At 53.0% G+C, this 15816-nt stretch carries 19 protein-coding genes; 11 read left to right on the forward strand and 8 right to left on the reverse strand.

Annotated elements, in window-relative coordinates; all coding sequences use genetic code 11:
• The first annotated feature begins 55 nt into the window (after positions 1-55).
• The 4 genes from DDY07_RS09510 (at position 56) to DDY07_RS09525 (ending at position 2870) form a co-directional block, all read left to right on the forward strand.
• A complete protein-coding gene (locus DDY07_RS09510) occupies positions 56-592 on the forward strand; it encodes a flavoprotein (protein ID WP_033156583.1) in 537 nt (178 codons plus the stop codon).
• Positions 589-1983, forward strand: coding sequence for a DUF6513 domain-containing protein (locus tag DDY07_RS09515; protein WP_171695711.1), 1395 nt, complete (start codon positions 589-591; stop codon positions 1981-1983). Before DDY07_RS09510 ends, DDY07_RS09515 begins: the two co-directional genes overlap by 4 nt.
• A 156-nt stretch (positions 1984-2139) precedes the next feature.
• On the forward strand, positions 2140-2502 hold the full coding sequence (locus DDY07_RS09520) for a NifB/NifX family molybdenum-iron cluster-binding protein (RefSeq protein WP_033156585.1): 363 nt from the start codon (positions 2140-2142) through the stop codon (positions 2500-2502).
• Entirely contained in the window at positions 2499-2870 is a 372-nt protein-coding gene (locus DDY07_RS09525; protein WP_033156586.1) for a hypothetical protein, read from the forward strand. The genes DDY07_RS09520 and DDY07_RS09525 overlap by 4 nt, the downstream gene beginning before the upstream one ends.
• 7 nt (positions 2871-2877) lie before the next feature.
• Here the strand turns inward: DDY07_RS09525 and DDY07_RS09530 are convergent, their stop codons facing one another.
• Both DDY07_RS09530 and fliL read right to left on the reverse strand, forming a co-directional pair.
• The gene (locus tag DDY07_RS09530) at positions 2878-3954 is read right to left on the reverse strand and encodes a PA0069 family radical SAM protein (protein ID WP_101051986.1); all 1077 of its coding nucleotides are present in this window, start codon (positions 3952-3954) and stop codon (positions 2878-2880) included.
• Between the two features lie 450 nt (positions 3955-4404).
• Positions 4405-4812 carry a flagellar basal body-associated protein FliL gene (gene fliL / locus DDY07_RS09535; RefSeq protein ID WP_033156742.1) on the reverse strand — a complete coding sequence of 136 codons (408 nt, stop codon included), beginning with the start codon at positions 4810-4812 and terminating at the stop codon, positions 4405-4407.
• A gap of 62 nt (positions 4813-4874) precedes the next feature.
• Between fliL and nagZ the strand changes: the two genes are divergently transcribed.
• Genes nagZ through DDY07_RS09550 form a run of 3 tightly spaced genes read left to right on the forward strand, consistent with a single transcriptional unit; the run spans position 4875 to position 7166 of the window.
• Positions 4875-5891, forward strand: a complete 1017-nt coding sequence (gene nagZ / locus DDY07_RS09540) for a beta-N-acetylhexosaminidase (protein WP_253734451.1) — start codon at positions 4875-4877, stop codon at positions 5889-5891.
• Positions 5884-6429 carry a hypoxanthine-guanine phosphoribosyltransferase gene (locus DDY07_RS09545; RefSeq protein ID WP_171697761.1) on the forward strand — a complete coding sequence of 182 codons (546 nt, stop codon included), beginning with the start codon at positions 5884-5886 and terminating at the stop codon, positions 6427-6429. Before nagZ ends, DDY07_RS09545 begins: the two co-directional genes overlap by 8 nt.
• Complete coding sequence (locus DDY07_RS09550) at positions 6426-7166, forward strand: S-methyl-5'-thioinosine phosphorylase (protein ID WP_171695712.1); 741 nt, start codon at positions 6426-6428, stop codon at positions 7164-7166. Before DDY07_RS09545 ends, DDY07_RS09550 begins: the two co-directional genes overlap by 4 nt.
• Positions 7167-7263: 97 nt before the next feature.
• Here the strand turns inward: DDY07_RS09550 and DDY07_RS09555 are convergent, their stop codons facing one another.
• Positions 7264-7458: a hypothetical protein gene (locus DDY07_RS09555; protein WP_033156590.1), complete on the reverse strand. Its 195-nt coding sequence runs from the start codon at positions 7456-7458 to the stop codon at positions 7264-7266.
• Between the two features lie 123 nt (positions 7459-7581).
• On the opposite strand from DDY07_RS09555, the gene DDY07_RS09560 reads away from it, so the two are divergent.
• Complete coding sequence (locus DDY07_RS09560; RefSeq protein WP_171695713.1) at positions 7582-8040, forward strand: thiosulfate oxidation carrier protein SoxY; 459 nt, start codon at positions 7582-7584, stop codon at positions 8038-8040.
• A 1-nt stretch (position 8041) separates the two neighbouring features.
• Entirely contained in the window at positions 8042-8350 is a 309-nt protein-coding gene (gene soxZ / locus DDY07_RS09565) for a thiosulfate oxidation carrier complex protein SoxZ (protein ID WP_171695714.1), read from the forward strand.
• An 8-nt stretch (positions 8351-8358) separates the two neighbouring features.
• Here the strand turns inward: soxZ and DDY07_RS09570 are convergent, their stop codons facing one another.
• The 4 genes from DDY07_RS09570 to DDY07_RS09585 are packed head-to-tail and all read right to left on the reverse strand — an operon-like array spanning position 8359 to position 11884.
• Positions 8359-9297 carry a beta-ribofuranosylaminobenzene 5'-phosphate synthase family protein gene (locus tag DDY07_RS09570; protein WP_367650867.1) on the reverse strand — a complete coding sequence of 313 codons (939 nt, stop codon included), beginning with the start codon at positions 9295-9297 and terminating at the stop codon, positions 8359-8361.
• Between the two features lie 55 nt (positions 9298-9352).
• On the reverse strand, positions 9353-10030 hold the full coding sequence (locus DDY07_RS09575) for an HAD family phosphatase (protein ID WP_171695716.1): 678 nt from the start codon (positions 10028-10030) through the stop codon (positions 9353-9355).
• Complete coding sequence (locus DDY07_RS09580; protein WP_171695717.1) at positions 10027-10953, reverse strand: hypothetical protein; 927 nt, start codon at positions 10951-10953, stop codon at positions 10027-10029. Before DDY07_RS09580 ends, DDY07_RS09575 begins: the two co-directional genes overlap by 4 nt.
• Positions 10954-10957: 4 nt before the next feature.
• Complete coding sequence (locus DDY07_RS09585) at positions 10958-11884, reverse strand: diguanylate cyclase (protein WP_101051944.1); 927 nt, start codon at positions 11882-11884, stop codon at positions 10958-10960.
• 158 nt (positions 11885-12042) lie between these two features.
• Here DDY07_RS09585 and DDY07_RS09590 point away from each other — a divergent pair, with 158 nt between their 5' ends.
• Positions 12043-13599: a Re/Si-specific NAD(P)(+) transhydrogenase subunit alpha gene (locus DDY07_RS09590; protein WP_171695718.1), complete on the forward strand. Its 1557-nt coding sequence runs from the start codon at positions 12043-12045 to the stop codon at positions 13597-13599.
• A 10-nt stretch (positions 13600-13609) separates the two neighbouring features.
• Positions 13610-14998 (forward strand): Re/Si-specific NAD(P)(+) transhydrogenase subunit beta, encoded by a 1389-nt coding sequence (gene pntB / locus DDY07_RS09595; RefSeq protein WP_171695719.1) that lies wholly within the window; start codon positions 13610-13612, stop codon positions 14996-14998.
• 85 nt (positions 14999-15083) lie between these two features.
• On the opposite strand, the gene DDY07_RS09600 is transcribed toward pntB, so the two are convergent.
• Positions 15084-15707 carry a hypothetical protein gene (locus tag DDY07_RS09600; protein WP_171695720.1) on the reverse strand — a complete coding sequence of 208 codons (624 nt, stop codon included), beginning with the start codon at positions 15705-15707 and terminating at the stop codon, positions 15084-15086.
• Positions 15708-15816: the final 109 nt, after the last annotated feature.

The raw sequence follows: 15816 nt of genomic DNA on the forward strand, positions 1-15816 counted from the left end.
GATTAACCACCGTCTTCACGTATAATGCCCCGTCCACAAAACGACTACACATGCTATGACCACACCGCGTCTCGCCTGGGCTATTACCGGCTCCGGACACTATATAGAAGAATGTCTTGAATACATGCTGACGCTGGATAATGTTGATTTGTATTTGAGTCAGGCCGGCGAGGAAGTTTTGAAAATGTACGGTATTCGCCTGGACGACATCCGCGCCAAGATGCCGGTGTATCGGGATAAAGCCGCCTCGGCGCCACCGGTCGGTTTGTTCTACAAAGGTCATTACCACACCTTTGTGATGGCCCCCACTACCTCCAATACCATCGCCAAATGCGTGTTGGGCATCGCCGATTCGTTGATCACTAACCTGTATTCCCAGGCCGGCAAATGCCGCGTGCCCAGCATCGTTTACCCTTGCGACACCCAGCCGGAGATTGAAACCACCGCGCCCGGCAAGAAAAAATTCATGGTCTATCCGCGCCCAATCGACCTGGAAGCCACCGACAAAATCCGCAGCTTTCCTTACACCCAAGTGGTTGATGATGTCGAGCAGCTAATCGTTGCCGTCAACACGCGATTGGCCAGTCTATGACCGAACGCATCCTGTTCATCACCGGCCGGCTGGCGGAGAAACAAGTCCGGCAAGTATTGGAAAAAATGCAGCCCGACTTTCAATACAAGGTGTATGTGATGGGCGTAACGGTGGCGGCGTTGATTACCAGCGACATGATCATCCGCCGCTTGCCGGACGCGCAAGGCGCTGACCGGGTGATTTTACCGGGCCGCTGCCGCGGCGATCTTTACGCATTAGCACAACACTTTGGTGTGCCATTCGAACGCGGTCCGGAGGAAATCAAGGACTTGCCGCAGCATTTTGGCCTGGCCGCTCAGCATTACGACCTCAGCCAATACCAAACCAAAATTTTCGCGGAAATCACCGACGCGCCTAGCATCAGCGTCGAGGCGGCGATTGAGCGCGCTTATTATTACAAAGCCAACGGCGCGGATGTGATCGATATTGGCTGCCTGCCCGGCACGCCGTTTCCACATCTGGCTGAGTGCATCCTCACCTTGAAACAAGAAGGCTTTACCGTCAGCATCGACTCGCTGGAAGACGCCGATCTGCTCGCAGGCGGCCAAGCGGGTGCCGATTACATGCTGAGCCTGACCACCAAAAGTCTGTGGATTGCCGAGGAGGTGGCGACAACGCCGATTCTGATTCCGGAAACGCACGGCGACTTGGACACGTTGGACGAGGCCATCGCGATCTTACAGCGTAAAAACCGCGCTTTCATCGTCGATCCCATCCTCGATCCAATCCACTTTGGTTTCACCGACTCCATCGTCCGCAATCATGAATTCCGCCGCCGCTATCCGGACGTGGAAATGATGATGGGCGTGGGCAATCTCACCGAACTGACCCACGCCGACACCTCCGGCGTCAACGCGATTTTGTTGGGGATTTGTTCGGAGTTGAATATTAACCATATTCTGGCAACGGAAGTGAGTAAACACGCGCGCCGCGCCATCAAGGAAGCCGACAGCGCCCGCCGCATCATGTACACCGCCAAGCGGCACAATACCCTGCCCAAGCATATCGCGCCGGATTTGCTGACCGTGCATGACAGCTCGCCGTTTTTGAACAGCCGCGAGGAAATCGAAAGCCTGGCGGCGGAAATTAAAGACCCCAGCTACCGCATCCAGGTCAGCAGCGACGGCATCCATGTATTTAACCGCGATGGCCTGCACACCGCACAAGACCCATTTGATTTATACCCCAAACTGCACGTCGAAACCGACGGCGGCCACGCCTTTTATTTGGGTGTGGAACTGGCCCGAGCCGAGATAGCCTGGCAGTTGGGCAAGCGCTTCACCCAGGATCAGCAATTGAGTTGGGGCTGCGCCGCGCAAGGCACCGAGCCGGCGGTGGATTTACACACCTTCAAACCCGCCGGCAACACCTTAAAAAAGCACGAAGACTAAGCCGTTTGTCGGCTGCACTTGTCGTAAACTCGACAAAGCTTCAATTCATTTCTGCATTAGTCTCGCCAAAACCCCACTATTCCAGGCTCAGTTCATTTGGTATTGGTCTTGCTTGCATCTTGGCTAAATCCCATTCACCCGAACGAGCCCTCGCACATGCCCGAGTTTCCGTTAAAACTGGCCGTCGCCACCAAGGACAACATTTCCATCAACGAACATTTCGGCCATGCCACGAAGTTTTCCGTGTATAGCGTCTCCGAAGCCAGTTGCGAATTATTAGAAACCCGCGAAGTGGCCAATTACTGCCTGGGCCAGCATGCCGACGAGTCCGCAATGCCCGGCATTTTGGCGACCATTAAAGACTGTTACGCAGTGTTCGTGGCGCGCATCGGTGACGGTCCCACCGCCAAAGTCCATGCCATCGGTGTGCGCGCGGTTTCTGAATACGCCTATGCGGCGGTTGAAGAATCCTTGCTGGACTATGCCAAGCGCACCGCAGCCGGCGAGGAGATCGGATGACCCCTGAGCATGTGCAGCAATGGGTAAAAGATCACCCCATCAGTCCGATTCACGTCGATTGCGCGGTGACGGTGATGCTGAAAATCATCGACGGCAAATGCAAGATGCGGCCGACTGAAAAAGTGGTGATGGCGCTGCTGTACGACTGCGTCAAACACTTGCCTGGGCAACTGCTGCCAGCCGATCTACATCCTTTGATTGCGACCGCCCGCACTCGCGAAGACGACGAAGCCCTGAAAAATCTGATTTACGAAAAACGTCTGATGGCGGAAACCGCGATTTCCCGGCCGGTGATGAAAGGTTTTAAAGCGATGATCCGCGAGCAAGGCTTGCTGGAGCGCCGGGATGTAGAAGAAACGGAAGCCTAAGTCGCGTTCAATCGAAAAAATCGAAACTCAGCTGTCCGCCCAAGCTTGGTGGACGAAACAAATCGCTGCGCAATGCCGGTAGAGAACCCGTTAGTTCCAGCTTTCTGGTAATCAGCTTGAAACGCTGCGCCAGCAAATCGGCGTAACTACCACTACCCGTTTGGCGTTGATGAAACGCCGCTTCGTAAGCTTTGCCGCCGCGGCTGTCTCTGACTCGATTCATCACGTGCTCGGCTTTCAGCGGGTAGTTTTGTTGCAGCCATTCTGCAAATAAATCCGCCGTTTCCAAGGGCAAGCGCAACAGAATGTATTGCACGCTTTGCGCGCCGGCCGTATGAGCCGCGCTGACGATGCTTTCCAGTTCGTAATCGGTGAGAACAGGGATTAAAGGCGCCAGCATCACGCCAACCGGAATCCCGGCTTCCCGTAAGCGCGCTAATGCCTCCAAACGACGTTGCGGCGCAGCGGCGCGCGGCTCCAGCGTCCTGGCAAGCGTTCTATCCAGCGTGGTAATCGACAGGTAGACGCCAACCAAACCCTGCCCGGCCATCGGCGCTAAAATATCGATGTCGCGTTCGATCAAGGCCGATTTGGTGACGATACTGACTGGATGCCGGGTCTCTGATAGCACTTCCAAAATCTGCCGCATAATGCGCTGCTGCCGTTCCAGCGGTTGGTAAGGATCGGTGTTGGTTCCCAAGGCCAGCGGCGCGCAACGATAACTGCGTTTGGCCAACTCTTCGCGCAACAAACGTGCAGCGTCAGGCTTAACCAGAATTTTGCTCTCGAAATCCAGACCGGCAGAATAGCCCAAGTAGGCATGGGTCGGCCTGGCAAAGCAATAAATACAAGCATGCTCGCAACCGCGATACGGGTTTATCGACCGATCAAACGGAATATCCGGCGAATCGTTATAGGTAATCACCGATTTGCTGCTATCGATAATGACTTCGGTGGGCAACGGCGGCAACGCTGCATCCAAACAGCCCCAGCCGTCGTCTTCAGCCTGCCTGTTCAATTTTTCAAACCGACCGACTGCATTACTGATACTGGCGCGACCTTTGTAAATTAATGGCTTAGGCATAGCATCATCTTCAAGCAATTGATAACTGGGCAAAGGGATTATACCCTGCACGCGCCAATCTCCAGATAGTCGCACAGATTTTGCCACCCGACATTGGCTCTACCGGTTCAGCGTCTAATCTTACATCCGCTCTTGAAAGCTCATCAGACGAATGCCAGACAAACGATGAAAAAGCCGCTGATTAAATATACCACCGGGTTAAACTAAATTTATCTGCTGCCAAATCGACGGTAACAGCGGTTGCTATCAAAACGGCCTCACTGGCACACTCATTCTGGCAGGGAGCTATCTATTGAAATGGGAGCGCCGACCGCGAGAAAAATCCAAGCCTCATAACCGTCAAGAACATAAAGGCGAACGGTATTTAAACAACGGCAAAATCACAGCGCAAAAAAAAGCTCGCATCGCTGCAAGCCTTAGTTTTGTTTGGGACAATAATGACCGCGGCGTCTAGTTAATTAAAAACTCCGAGAAAAACACATCACGAAAACCGTCGCTATTTTGAATTTTGCTCAACAGATCAGTTATCACTTGTTTGGTTTTCAAGCGTAAGGCTTCGCGCTGTTCCATGCTTTGCAGGTCGGCACTTTTCATGCCGCTAAGCATCATTATCATTTCATGACGCAGAACCGGCATGTGCTTTTTGATGACTTCCAAATGATCGGCACCTTCCACCAGTAACTGCACGTTCAACATCAGGTATTTTTTGGGCTCGGCCAGATTGACGGTAAACTTGGGTTTCATCTCCAGATACTCAATGACCGGCCCGGCGCTTTCGTCGGCTTTTTTCTCGCCGGAGTTCGCCCAGGTCATCGCCGGCAACAGCATCAAACTGATCAACAAAATAAATGTTCGCACGGATTCCTCATATAATGTAGTGACTACACCAAAAGTATATTCCAATTTCGCCATTTGACACCATGAAACCACAAGCTATCGGCCCGGTCATGATCGACATCGAGGCCCACAGCCTCAGTGCGCTGGACAAAGAAAAAATCGCTCATCCCAATACCGGCGCCTTAATCCTATTTTCCCGAAACTACGACAATCCTCGACAAGTCGCTGACTTAATCAAACAGATCCGCGCTGCACGCAACGGTGACATCCTGATCGCCGTCGATCAGGAAGGTGGCCGGGTGCAACGCTTTCAAAATGGCTTTACCCGCCTGCCGGCGGCGGCTTTTTACGCCGAGCAACCTGAGTTGGCCGAAGCTGCCGGCTGGCTGATGGCCAGCGAACTGCTGGCCGTGGATGTGGATTTCAGCTTCGCGCCGGTATTGGATGTGGATTGCGGGGTTAGCGAGATCATCGGTAACCGCTCGTTTTCCCAAGACGCAAAATCAGCCGCAGAACTGGCCGGCGCATTTCGGCAAGGCATGCGCGCGGCCGGCATGGCCGCCACCGGTAAACATTTCCCCGGCCACGGGGCGGTGGCGCTGGATTCACATTTGACCTTGCCGGTCGACGAGCGCGACTTGGAAACCATCCGCCGGCAAGATTTACTGCCTTTCAAACAACTGATAGCGCAAGGCCTGGAAGCGATCATGCCGGCTCATGTGGCTTATCCGCAAGTGGACCGCTATCCAGCGGGCTTTTCCAGTTTCTGGTTACAGACCATTCTGCGCGGCGAACTGGGCTTTGATGGCGCCATTTTCAGCGACGATCTAAGTATGGAAGGTGCGGCGAGCATAGGCGACTTCACCGAACGCGCCGGTCTTGCCCAGCAAGCCGGCTGCGATATGCTGCTGGTTTGCAACAATTCGGCAGCCGCCGAACAAGTGCTGGACAAGCTGCCTATCAGCCAAAACAGCAAACGCGAGCAACGCCTGCAAGCGATGCGCGGCAAATGCCAGCTCGATAAAGACGCCCTGGCAAAAAGCGACAAATGGCAAACCATTTCCAAACAAATCACGGAGTTTTATGAATCCCATGCTTGAAGAAATCGGCATTGTTAAACAGCAAGCACTTTTGCTGCACAGCGCCGACGAAGTCGAAGCTGCGTTGGATAGCATGGCGGCGGCGATCACCGATAAACTGCAAGACAGTAATCCCTTGGTGTTGTGCGTCATTAATGGCGGCATCATCGCCACTGGCAAGTTACTGCCGCGTCTGGACTTTCCGTTAAATCTGGATAGCGTCCACGCCAGTCGTTACCGCAACGCCACCTCAGGCAGCGACATACATTGGCTGTTCAAACCGACCACGCCATTGGCCGGCCGCACGGTATTGGTAGTGGACGATATTCTCGACGAAGGCCATACCTTACAAGCGATAGTCGAATATTGCCAAGAGCAAGGCGCCAGCACCGTTTATACCGCTGCGCTGTTCGACAAAGACCTGCAAATCACCAAACCTATCAAGCCCGACTTTATCGGCCTCACTGTCGCCAATCATTATCTGTTTGGTTACGGCATGGATTACAAGGGTTATCTTAGAAATGCGCCAGGCGTATTTGCCTGCAAGGAAGTACTATGACATTAGCTATCATCGGCGGCACCGGCCTCACCCAAATCGAAGCACTCACCATCACCGGTGAGGAACGCCTGACCACACCTTTCGGCGAGCCATCCGCGCCTTATTTGCTGGGTGAGCTAAATGGGAAGAAATTGGTGTTCCTGGCCAGACACGGCAATCCGCATCGAATCCCACCGCACAAGATCAACTACCGGGCTAATATCTGGGGATTAAAACAACTAGGCGTTACCGAGATTATCGGCGTTGCAGCAGTTGGGGGAATAGGTACCGAGATGGCTCCAGCCGTTATTGCCATTCCGGATCAACTGATAGACTACAGCTATGGCCGCGAACATACGTTTTTTGCCGACGATCTGGAGCATGTTACGCATATCGATTTCACCGAACCGTATACACCCTCCTTACGCGCCAGAATTATTCAAGCCGCGCAACAGGCAAACATTTCCCTCACCCCATCAGGCACTTACGGCTGCACCCAAGGGCCAAGGCTGGAAACGGTTGCCGAAATCAAACGTATGGCTAACGACGGTTGCGATTTGGTGGGCATGACGGGCATGCCGGAAGCCGCGTTGGCACGGGAACTGGGTTTGGCTTATGCCAACATCTCGGTGGTTGCGAATTGGGCGGCTGGTGTGGTAGAGGGTGAAATCACCATGGCCGAGATCGAGAAAAACTTGGAAGTTGGCATGGCCAATGCCATCGCCTTGCTGAAAGCAACGGTATTGTTCAACGACTAGCAGAAACAGAAACGGATTTTGACGGGGCCCGGATGCCCCACCAAAATCCGCGAATTTGGGAAACGTAGATTACATTTCCCGAACCTTTGCAAAGCGCTTATCTTTTCGTGCCACCGCTGTGAAGTACATCATTGCGGTAAGCTGAGTTGGCGGAGTCTTCGGCGATATTTTTTGCCGCAGTAGCATATTTATCATGCTCGGCATTTTTTACCATCAGTACGGCGCCAGCCGCCAGTACGACAGCAATGACGATATAGAGCCAGAAATTATCTTTTTCTTGTACTTCACTCATTTTGTACCTTCCTTTTGTTGTTTGTGATGGTGGTGCTGAAAAAAATTTCAACGGAGCAAAAGATAACAAACGGAAGCTTATATTTTTTGATATACATCAAACTTTTTATGGTTGTTGAATTTTATGCCTAGTCGCCGCCTATTTCTAAAGCACTCCGGTATTTTGCTGACCGCGGCTTTATTGACCGGCAAATTCGCAAACGTCCTTGCCGAGAGGTTGGCAACGCATTTTGCCGCCGACGACTTCATCACCCTTTACACGCAACTTATCGATCAGCGAACGGTGACAAACAGCAACCAACTCAATTTGATCCTGCCCGAGATTGCTGAAGATGGCGCGGTGGTACCGGTCAGCATTACCAGCGAGCTGGAAGGCATCGAGAAACTGTATCTATTCGCCGATAAAAATCCCACGCCGCTGCTGGCGGAATTCGAACTCACACCACTCATCGCACCCCTGCTCACGGCGCGGATTAAATTAGCGGAATCTTGCAACGTGATTTTGCTTGCAGAACACAACGGCGCGCTACTGCGCACCAGCCGCTGGGTTAATGTGATGCACGGCGGCTGCGGAACAGGTTGATATGGCCAACAGTATAAAAATCAGAAGCCAACGGCGCGATGGCTATACGGAAGTTAAATTGCTGATCACGCACCCGATGGAAAACGGCCGCAATCGCAACGCCAACGGCGAATTGATTCCGGCGCATTTTATCGAGCGGTTACTGGTTAAATTAAACGATCAACTAATCCTAACCACCAATATGGCCGGCAGCCTATCCAAAAATCCGTTTTTTACGTTTAGATTAATAGCAAATAGCGGCGATAGACTCAGTGCCGAATGGACTGACAATAGACAAAACCAAGATCACGCCGAGCACGTGCTCGACTGAAGCATGGGCTAGTTAAGAATAATTTCGGCGGTCTGATTTCGGGCGCTAGCCACCAGAAAACTCAACGGCGATGCAGCAAATTGCCGTTCCAACTGCGCCAACAAATCTGCCGCGCGTTGCGGATCGGCAACCGCGCAAAATCCGGTCGGCCCCCACGAAGTTTGACCTATCGCCACCGCGCCGTGCTCAGCCAGACTAGCCATCGCTGCCGCAACATCCGGACTGGTAAACACCCCACCCTGCACCGGCGCGAAGTGTTCGCCCACCGCCTGCTGCAACGCAGTAATCACTTCGCCGAATTTATTAAGATTACGTTCAGCCAACGCCGGCAAACCCTGCATCAATAGCAAGTAACATAAGCGCTCGGCCTGGGTTTGCGGAAACGGCGGCAATTGCTGAAAAGCGCTGACCTCCTGTTCGCCATGCAAACCTTGGCCGCGTTGATCAAACACCAAAATAAACCGCCAGTCTCCCGGCACCGCCATTTGCGCGATCATGGGCGGGGTTTTGGTATCCGGTCCGCGACCGCCGTCCACAACCAAGCCGCCTGTTTCGAAGATACCGATACCAATACCAGAACGCGCACCGCGATCAGAGAGTTGCGCTATTTCCCGCACCGACAGATCCAAACCGTAAAAAGCATTCAACGCCGCACCAACAGCCAGAGCCATTTGCGTACCGGACCCTAAGCCAATATGTTCAGGAATGGCATGGTCGATAGTGATATTAAGTGCATCGGAAACGCCCAGCAGCTGAGAAAATTGCCGGGTACATTTCAGAGCACGCTCGGCGGACGGACCGCTGACTTGCAGGGTATCCGCGGCGGTTATGCTGAGCTGGGTATTGATTTCGTTCAGCGCCAAACCGATGCTACCGAAATGCCGCCCCAAAGCCCCGCTCAAATCGATAAAGCCCATATGCAAGCGAGCCGGTGCTATGACCGTCACTGATTGGTACCGCGCTTTCACCACCTGGATTCCGTCAAATACTAAGGAGCCGGCATTATAGCGGATGATGTTGGCGGGCCGAGATAAAATCAGCCACTTGCTGCAGATCGTCCATGAGAAAATCGGCGTGTTCGACAGCCCAGGCATCCGCCGGCTGTAACGACGGCACGAAGACGCAAGACGCCCCAGCAGCCAAAGCGGCGCGGACGCCGGTAGGCGAATCCTCCAACACCAAACAGTCCTCAACCTGTTGAGCCAATTCTGCGGCAGCGCGCAAAAAAATATCCGGCGCCGGCTTTGCCGCAGCCACCATATCGCCGGCAACGATATAAGAAAAAACATCCATCAATCCGGCCCAGGCCAGGCATTGTTGCGCCGCCGCCAGCGCGCTATTAGTGGCCAGACAGAACGGCAATTGGTACTGAGCCAATACCTCCAACACGGCAAAAAAACCGGGCTTTACGGCGATACCGTGTTGCTGCACATGTGCGAGCCAATAATCGCTACTTAAATGTTTAAACTTGTCCAGATTGAAACCAAGCCCACAATGCACCTGCAAACGCTGAGTCACTAATTTTCCGGAGCAACCGGACAAGCTATCCCAAAATTCGGCCGGCATCGCAAAACCAAGCTCATCAGCAGCGGCACGCCAGGCTTGAACATAAGTCGGTTCGCTATCCAAAACCAAACCGTCCATATCGAAAATGACCGCCCGCCAATGCCGATCTGTCACCGGACGACCTTAATAAACTCGCCTATGGCTTCCCGATTCGAACCGACTACTATGCGCTGCACACCGTCTTGATCGACTTCCAACTGCCCGGCCACGCGAATCCGTTCGCCGATTTGTGCCTGGCCGTTGTAAGTGGCGGTAAAACACACCACGCTATCAACTTGGGGATGCTTGATGGCAAACCGAGCGGGATAATCGAAACTGAATTGGTCTTCACACACTTCGGCGTCGATAGTGATGAAGCCCAGTTTACGATAGCTTTTATCCTGTGCTTCCGGATCGGCGACCGCCAGCGACAAATCGAATTTGCGCCCATTGATCATGCCCTTGTTATACTTGCGCTGCTCGTGCCAGACATATTCGTCAAAGGCAAAATCGCAGGCTCGCCGCTGGTAAGCCTCCAACCAGTCTTCATCGTTTAATGCCTGGCAACGATTTTCGGCAATCAAGGCTTGGACGATATTGCGCGCACGATGAAACTCGCCACGCTCGTAGCACACCAAATCAATATCGGAACTGTGTTTTTGCATAGCCACCAGCAGCGAGCCGGTCACGCCGAAACGGCTAAGGTCCAAGCCATTGGACCGAAACAAGCCGCACAGTTTATGCAAATCGGCCAATACCGGATCGCCGGGCTCCTCAGCCAACAAACTTTGCAATATTTTTTGAGGCTGATAATGCCGAACAATAGCGGCACTGGGCACGGCGTGTAAATGCGCATCGAGCAGTGCCGAATAATGCAGATACTGAGGGCAATATTGCTCAAGATGTTGGTTCGCCAATGCGGTGTCGACCTTGCGCCAAACGCCCTCCAAACAGAGGTAACGCAGAAAACATAGGACCTTCCCATTTTCCTGGCCCTGCACAACGACCGCGAAAATCAGTCCTTCCGCGGTTTTAATAAAATCTTTGGCTCGATACACGGTTTTAATTGAACTCCACCCGGTTACGGCCGCTTTGCTTGGCCTTGTACAAAGCGGCGTCTGCCGCCTCCAGCATCTCCAGCGCGGTTCTATATTGGCCGACATAGGTTGCCACGCCCAAACTCAGGCTAACGCACTGAGTCTCGGTGTCGCCGTAAACGATGTTTTTTTCAAAAACTTGCCGGCGAATATTTTCAGCAAGCTTAAGGGCATCTTGCAAAGCCGTATCGGGCAGGATCGCCACGAACTCCTCGCCACCGTAGCGACAAATGAGATCACTGCTACGCTCCAATTGCTCCGTGAGAACTTTCGCCACCGCAATCAAACAGCCATCGCCTTGCGGGTGCCCTAAGGTGTCGTTATATTTCTTAAAGTGATCGATATCGCAAATAATCAAAGACAACGGCGTTTTATTGCGACGGGACAGCGCAAACTGCATGGCAAGATTGCTATCGAAATGGCGGCGATTGCCCAAGCCGGTTAATTGATCGCGCAATGACAAACGCTCCAATTCCCGATTGGCGGCCTGCAATTCCCGCTGAGTGGTTTGCAGCTTTTGCCGCATCACATAAATACGTTCCATCGCGATCACTGTCAATCGCAAACGGGTAGGATTTAGCGGCTTAGGCAGATAGGCGTCGCCGCCGGCCAAAATACCGTTAACGAACGACTCATCATCGTCGTGCATCGTAAAAAAAATGATGGGAAACCAATCGGCCTTTTTTAGCTCGCGGATGGCTTTCGTGGCCTCAAAACCGCTCAGCAAGGGCATTTCCACATCCATCAAAATTAAATCCACGTCTTGGTCGGCGACATATTGCAAGGCTTCGGAACCGTTTTCCGCATAGGACACCGCATGCCCCATTTCCTTTAAACATTCCGCAACCAGCTGCCTGATCACTTTACTATCATCGACCACCAATATTTTCATTGTTCTTTTAGTTGGCTTAAGCAGACTCTAGGATTCTAGCGTAATTAATTGAACTCACAGAAAACAATTGATAAAACCGAGTCAATCCCCTATCCTCGCCCGCTGGCTTTTCAGCCTACCAACAATCCGTTATTCCCCTCCAAACCTTAGGAGAAATCATGAAGATCGGTGTTCCAAAAGAAGTTCACGACGGCGAAAAGCGCGTCGCTACCACGCCCGAGGCCGCTGAAAAAATCATCAAACTAGGTTTTGAAGTACTGGTGGAAAGCGGCGCCGGCGACAATGCCAATATTTCCGATGATGCTTATCGTGCGGCCGGCGTGCAAGTGGTCGCCACAGCGCAGGAATTATGGCAACACAGCGATATTGTCATGAAAGTCCGCGCTCCCGAATTTCATCCGCAACTGGCTATCGACGAAGCCGACTTGCTGCGCGAAGGCCAGCAATTGATCAGCTTTATCTGGCCGGCGCAAAACGAAGCACTAATGCAAAAATTGGCCGCCAAAAAAGTCTCTGTGTTGGCCATGGACAGCGTGCCGCGCATGTCCCGCGCCCAGAAAATGGACGCCCTGAGTTCCATGGCCAATATCGCCGGTTATCGGGCCATCGTAGAAGCCGCGCAACATTTTGGCCGCTTCTTCACCGGTCAAATCACCGCTGCCGGAAAAATCCCTCCCGCCAAGGTCTTGGTGATTGGTGCTGGTGTAGCCGGTCTGGCTGCGATTGGTGCTGCGAAAGGCATGGGCGCCATTGTCCGCGCCTTCGATACCCGTCCGGAAGTAAAAGAACAAATCGAAAGTATGGACGCCGAATTCCTGATGCTGGATTTTCAGGAAGACGGCTCCGGCACCGGCGGTTACGCCAAGACCATGTCGAAGGAGTTTATCGAAGCCGAGATGGCTTTGTTTGCCCAACAAGCCAAGGAAGTGGACATTATCATCACCACCGCTTTGATCCCCGGCAAACCCGCTCCCGAACTGATTACCGCTGAAATGGTCGCGTCGATGAAACCCGGCAGTGTGATCGTGGACTTGGCCGCCGAACAAGGCGGTAACTGTGCATTGACCGAGAAAAATCAGGTAGTGGTCAAACACGATGTGACTATCATCGGTTACACCAATTTACCCAGCCGCTTGGCCAATCAATCCAGCCAGCTTTACGCCACTAATCTGCGGCATCTGCTCACCGACCTTACCCCTGACAAAGACGGCAACACTGTCATCAACATGGAAGACGAGGTGATACGCGGCGCGACAGTGATTAAGGAAGGCAATATCACCTGGCCTCCACCACCGCCCAAACTGTCCGCTGCCCCCAAACAAGTGGCAGCAGCCGAAGCCGCCGCCGCAGTGGAAACCAAATCTTTGGTACCTGAACCGATAAAGCAATGGTTGCCGATTGCCTTGGCTGCTCTGGTGTTCTTTGCGGTCGGCGCGACGGCACCTACGTCGTTTTTATCGCACTTCACGGTATTTGTACTGGCTTGTTTCGTCGGTTACCAAGTGATTTGGAATGTCTCACCGTCACTGCACACGCCCTTAATGAGCGTGACCAACGCCATCAGCGGCATTATTGTCATCGGTGCTCTGGTGCAGGTGTCCTCGCCTGACTCGATAATCGGTATTTTGTCGGCGGTGGCCATTCTGATCGCGTCCATCAATATTGCCGGCGGCTTTCTCGTGACGCGCCGCATGCTTGAAATGTTTAGAAAATAAGGAGAGCTACATGTCAAACGGTCTAGTTACGATGGCGTACATCGCGGCCTCGATTCTATTCATTCTCAGCCTCAGCGGTCTAAGTAAGCAGGACACGGCGCGACGCGGCAATTATTACGGCATGACCGGGATGGCGATTGCGATTGCAGCCACGGTATTCGGCGGTAGTGTGACCGCCTACGTCATACTCACGATTGCCTTGCTGATCGGTGGCTTCATCGGCACCAAAGCCGCCGCCAAAGTGGAAATGACGCAGATGCCCGAGTTAGTGGCATTGATGCACAGCTTGGTCGGGATGGCGGCGGTATTGGTCGGCTACGCCAACGCCATGGATCATTCCAACAGTTTGGTCGGCGCCGAAAAAACCATCCACGAAGTGGAAACCTACATCGGTATATTTATCGGTGCGGTGACCTTTTCCGGCTCGGTGATCGCCTTCGGCAAGCTCTGCGGTCGCATCAGCGGCAAGCCGGTGTTGTTGCCAGCACGGCATTGGCTAAACCTGGCCATGCTGGTCGTTACCGTGATTTTGGGCGGCAGCTTTCTGAGCGCGGCAGAAAGTGGTGGCGGTATGCTGCCGCTGGCGATTATGACGGTGATTGCTTTGGTATTTGGCGTACACATGGTGATGGCCATCGGCGGCGCCGACATGCCGGTGGTGGTATCGATGCTCAACAGCTATTCCGGTTGGGCGGCTGCGGCTACGGGCTTCATGCTTAGCAATGACTTACTGATCGTCACCGGCGCCTTGGTCGGCTCCAGCGGGGCGATCTTAAGTTACATCATGTGCCGGGCGATGAATCGACACTTTCTCAGCGTGATTGCCGGCGGTTTCGGTAGCGCGGGTGGTGAAGCGGCAGAAGTAGTCGGCGACGTGCAGCCCATTGAAGTTGAAGAAACCGCGCAGTTATTGTTGGATGCTAAAGACATCGTAATCATCCCCGGCTATGGCATGGCCGTGGCGCAAGCGCAGCACACGGTCAACGAAATCACCAAATTGCTGACCGGTCGCGGCAAAAAAGTCCGGTTTGCCATCCATCCAGTGGCTGGCCGCATGCCGGGGCATATGAACGTCTTGTTGGCAGAAGCGAAAGTCCCGTACGACATAGTCTTTGAAATGGACGAAATCAACGAAGACTTTCCGCATGTGGATGTCTCCATCGTCATAGGCGCCAACGACATCGTCAATCCGTCAGCCTTGGACGACCCTAACAGCCCCATAGCCGGCATGCCGGTTTTGGAATGCTGGAAAAGTGCTGCCACTATCGTCTTGAAACGCTCGATGGCATCGGGTTACGCCGGCGTCGGCAACCCGCTGTTCGTGCATGACAACACCCGTATGTTGTTCGGCGACGCTAATGATAAATTGCAGGGCTTGTTGAAGGCTTTGCAGGGGTGACCTAGTAATATGCCCTGATCGGTGACCGCCAACGAAGTTAATTGGCGGCCACCTCAAACGGGGCAGCCGCAAAGGACGAAGAATATCAGGCCTGTTTACGTTTCAGGCCCAGGAAACCCAGTAATCCGGTACCCATAAACCAGATCGCACCAGGCACTGGTACAGCGGCTGGCGTAATTGAAGTGACCAAATAAACGGTACTATTATCACTGCCCCATGCTCCTGCGCCATTGGTATTGATACTGTTATAGTACCAAACCCATTGCGCGCTGGAATCGATACCGGAGTGGAAGCCCCAGGGCGATATTCCATTGGCACCCTCTGCGACAATCGGGGATGCCGGATTCGCCAGCGAATCTAAGTACATACTCCAACCGGTACCGCCAGTTGAAATAGTATTTGCGCCATTGCCGAATAAGTATTCGTTATTCGACAGCGTAAAAGTACCCAATGCTGCACCCGGGCCGCCTTGATTGGTGACTTTTAAAATCAGATAGGAAACAGACGTGGTGGTTAGGTTGTCGACCGAAGAATACGTGCTGCCCCAATTGTTGCCGCTTAGGATAGCAGCGCTACTAATCGAGGTTGCGCTGGAGCTGATGTACTCTTCAAAGGCGTTATCGGCAGTAAAAGTGCTGGTAAGTAAAGTCGATGCTTGCGCGCCTGATATTGAGCCAGCCAGAATAAGAGCCGAAGTCAGTTTTTTCATTTTTCAGATACCTTTAAGTTATGTGAGTAGCGTAAGGTTATCACTTGGTCGTTATCGATCATATTGCCCAAAAGCATTACGACCAAGCCTCCGGTAGTAATAAGCGCTA

The sequence above is a fragment of the Methylomonas sp. ZR1 genome, assembly GCF_013141865.1.
GTDB lineage: Bacteria > Pseudomonadota > Gammaproteobacteria > Methylococcales > Methylomonadaceae > Methylomonas.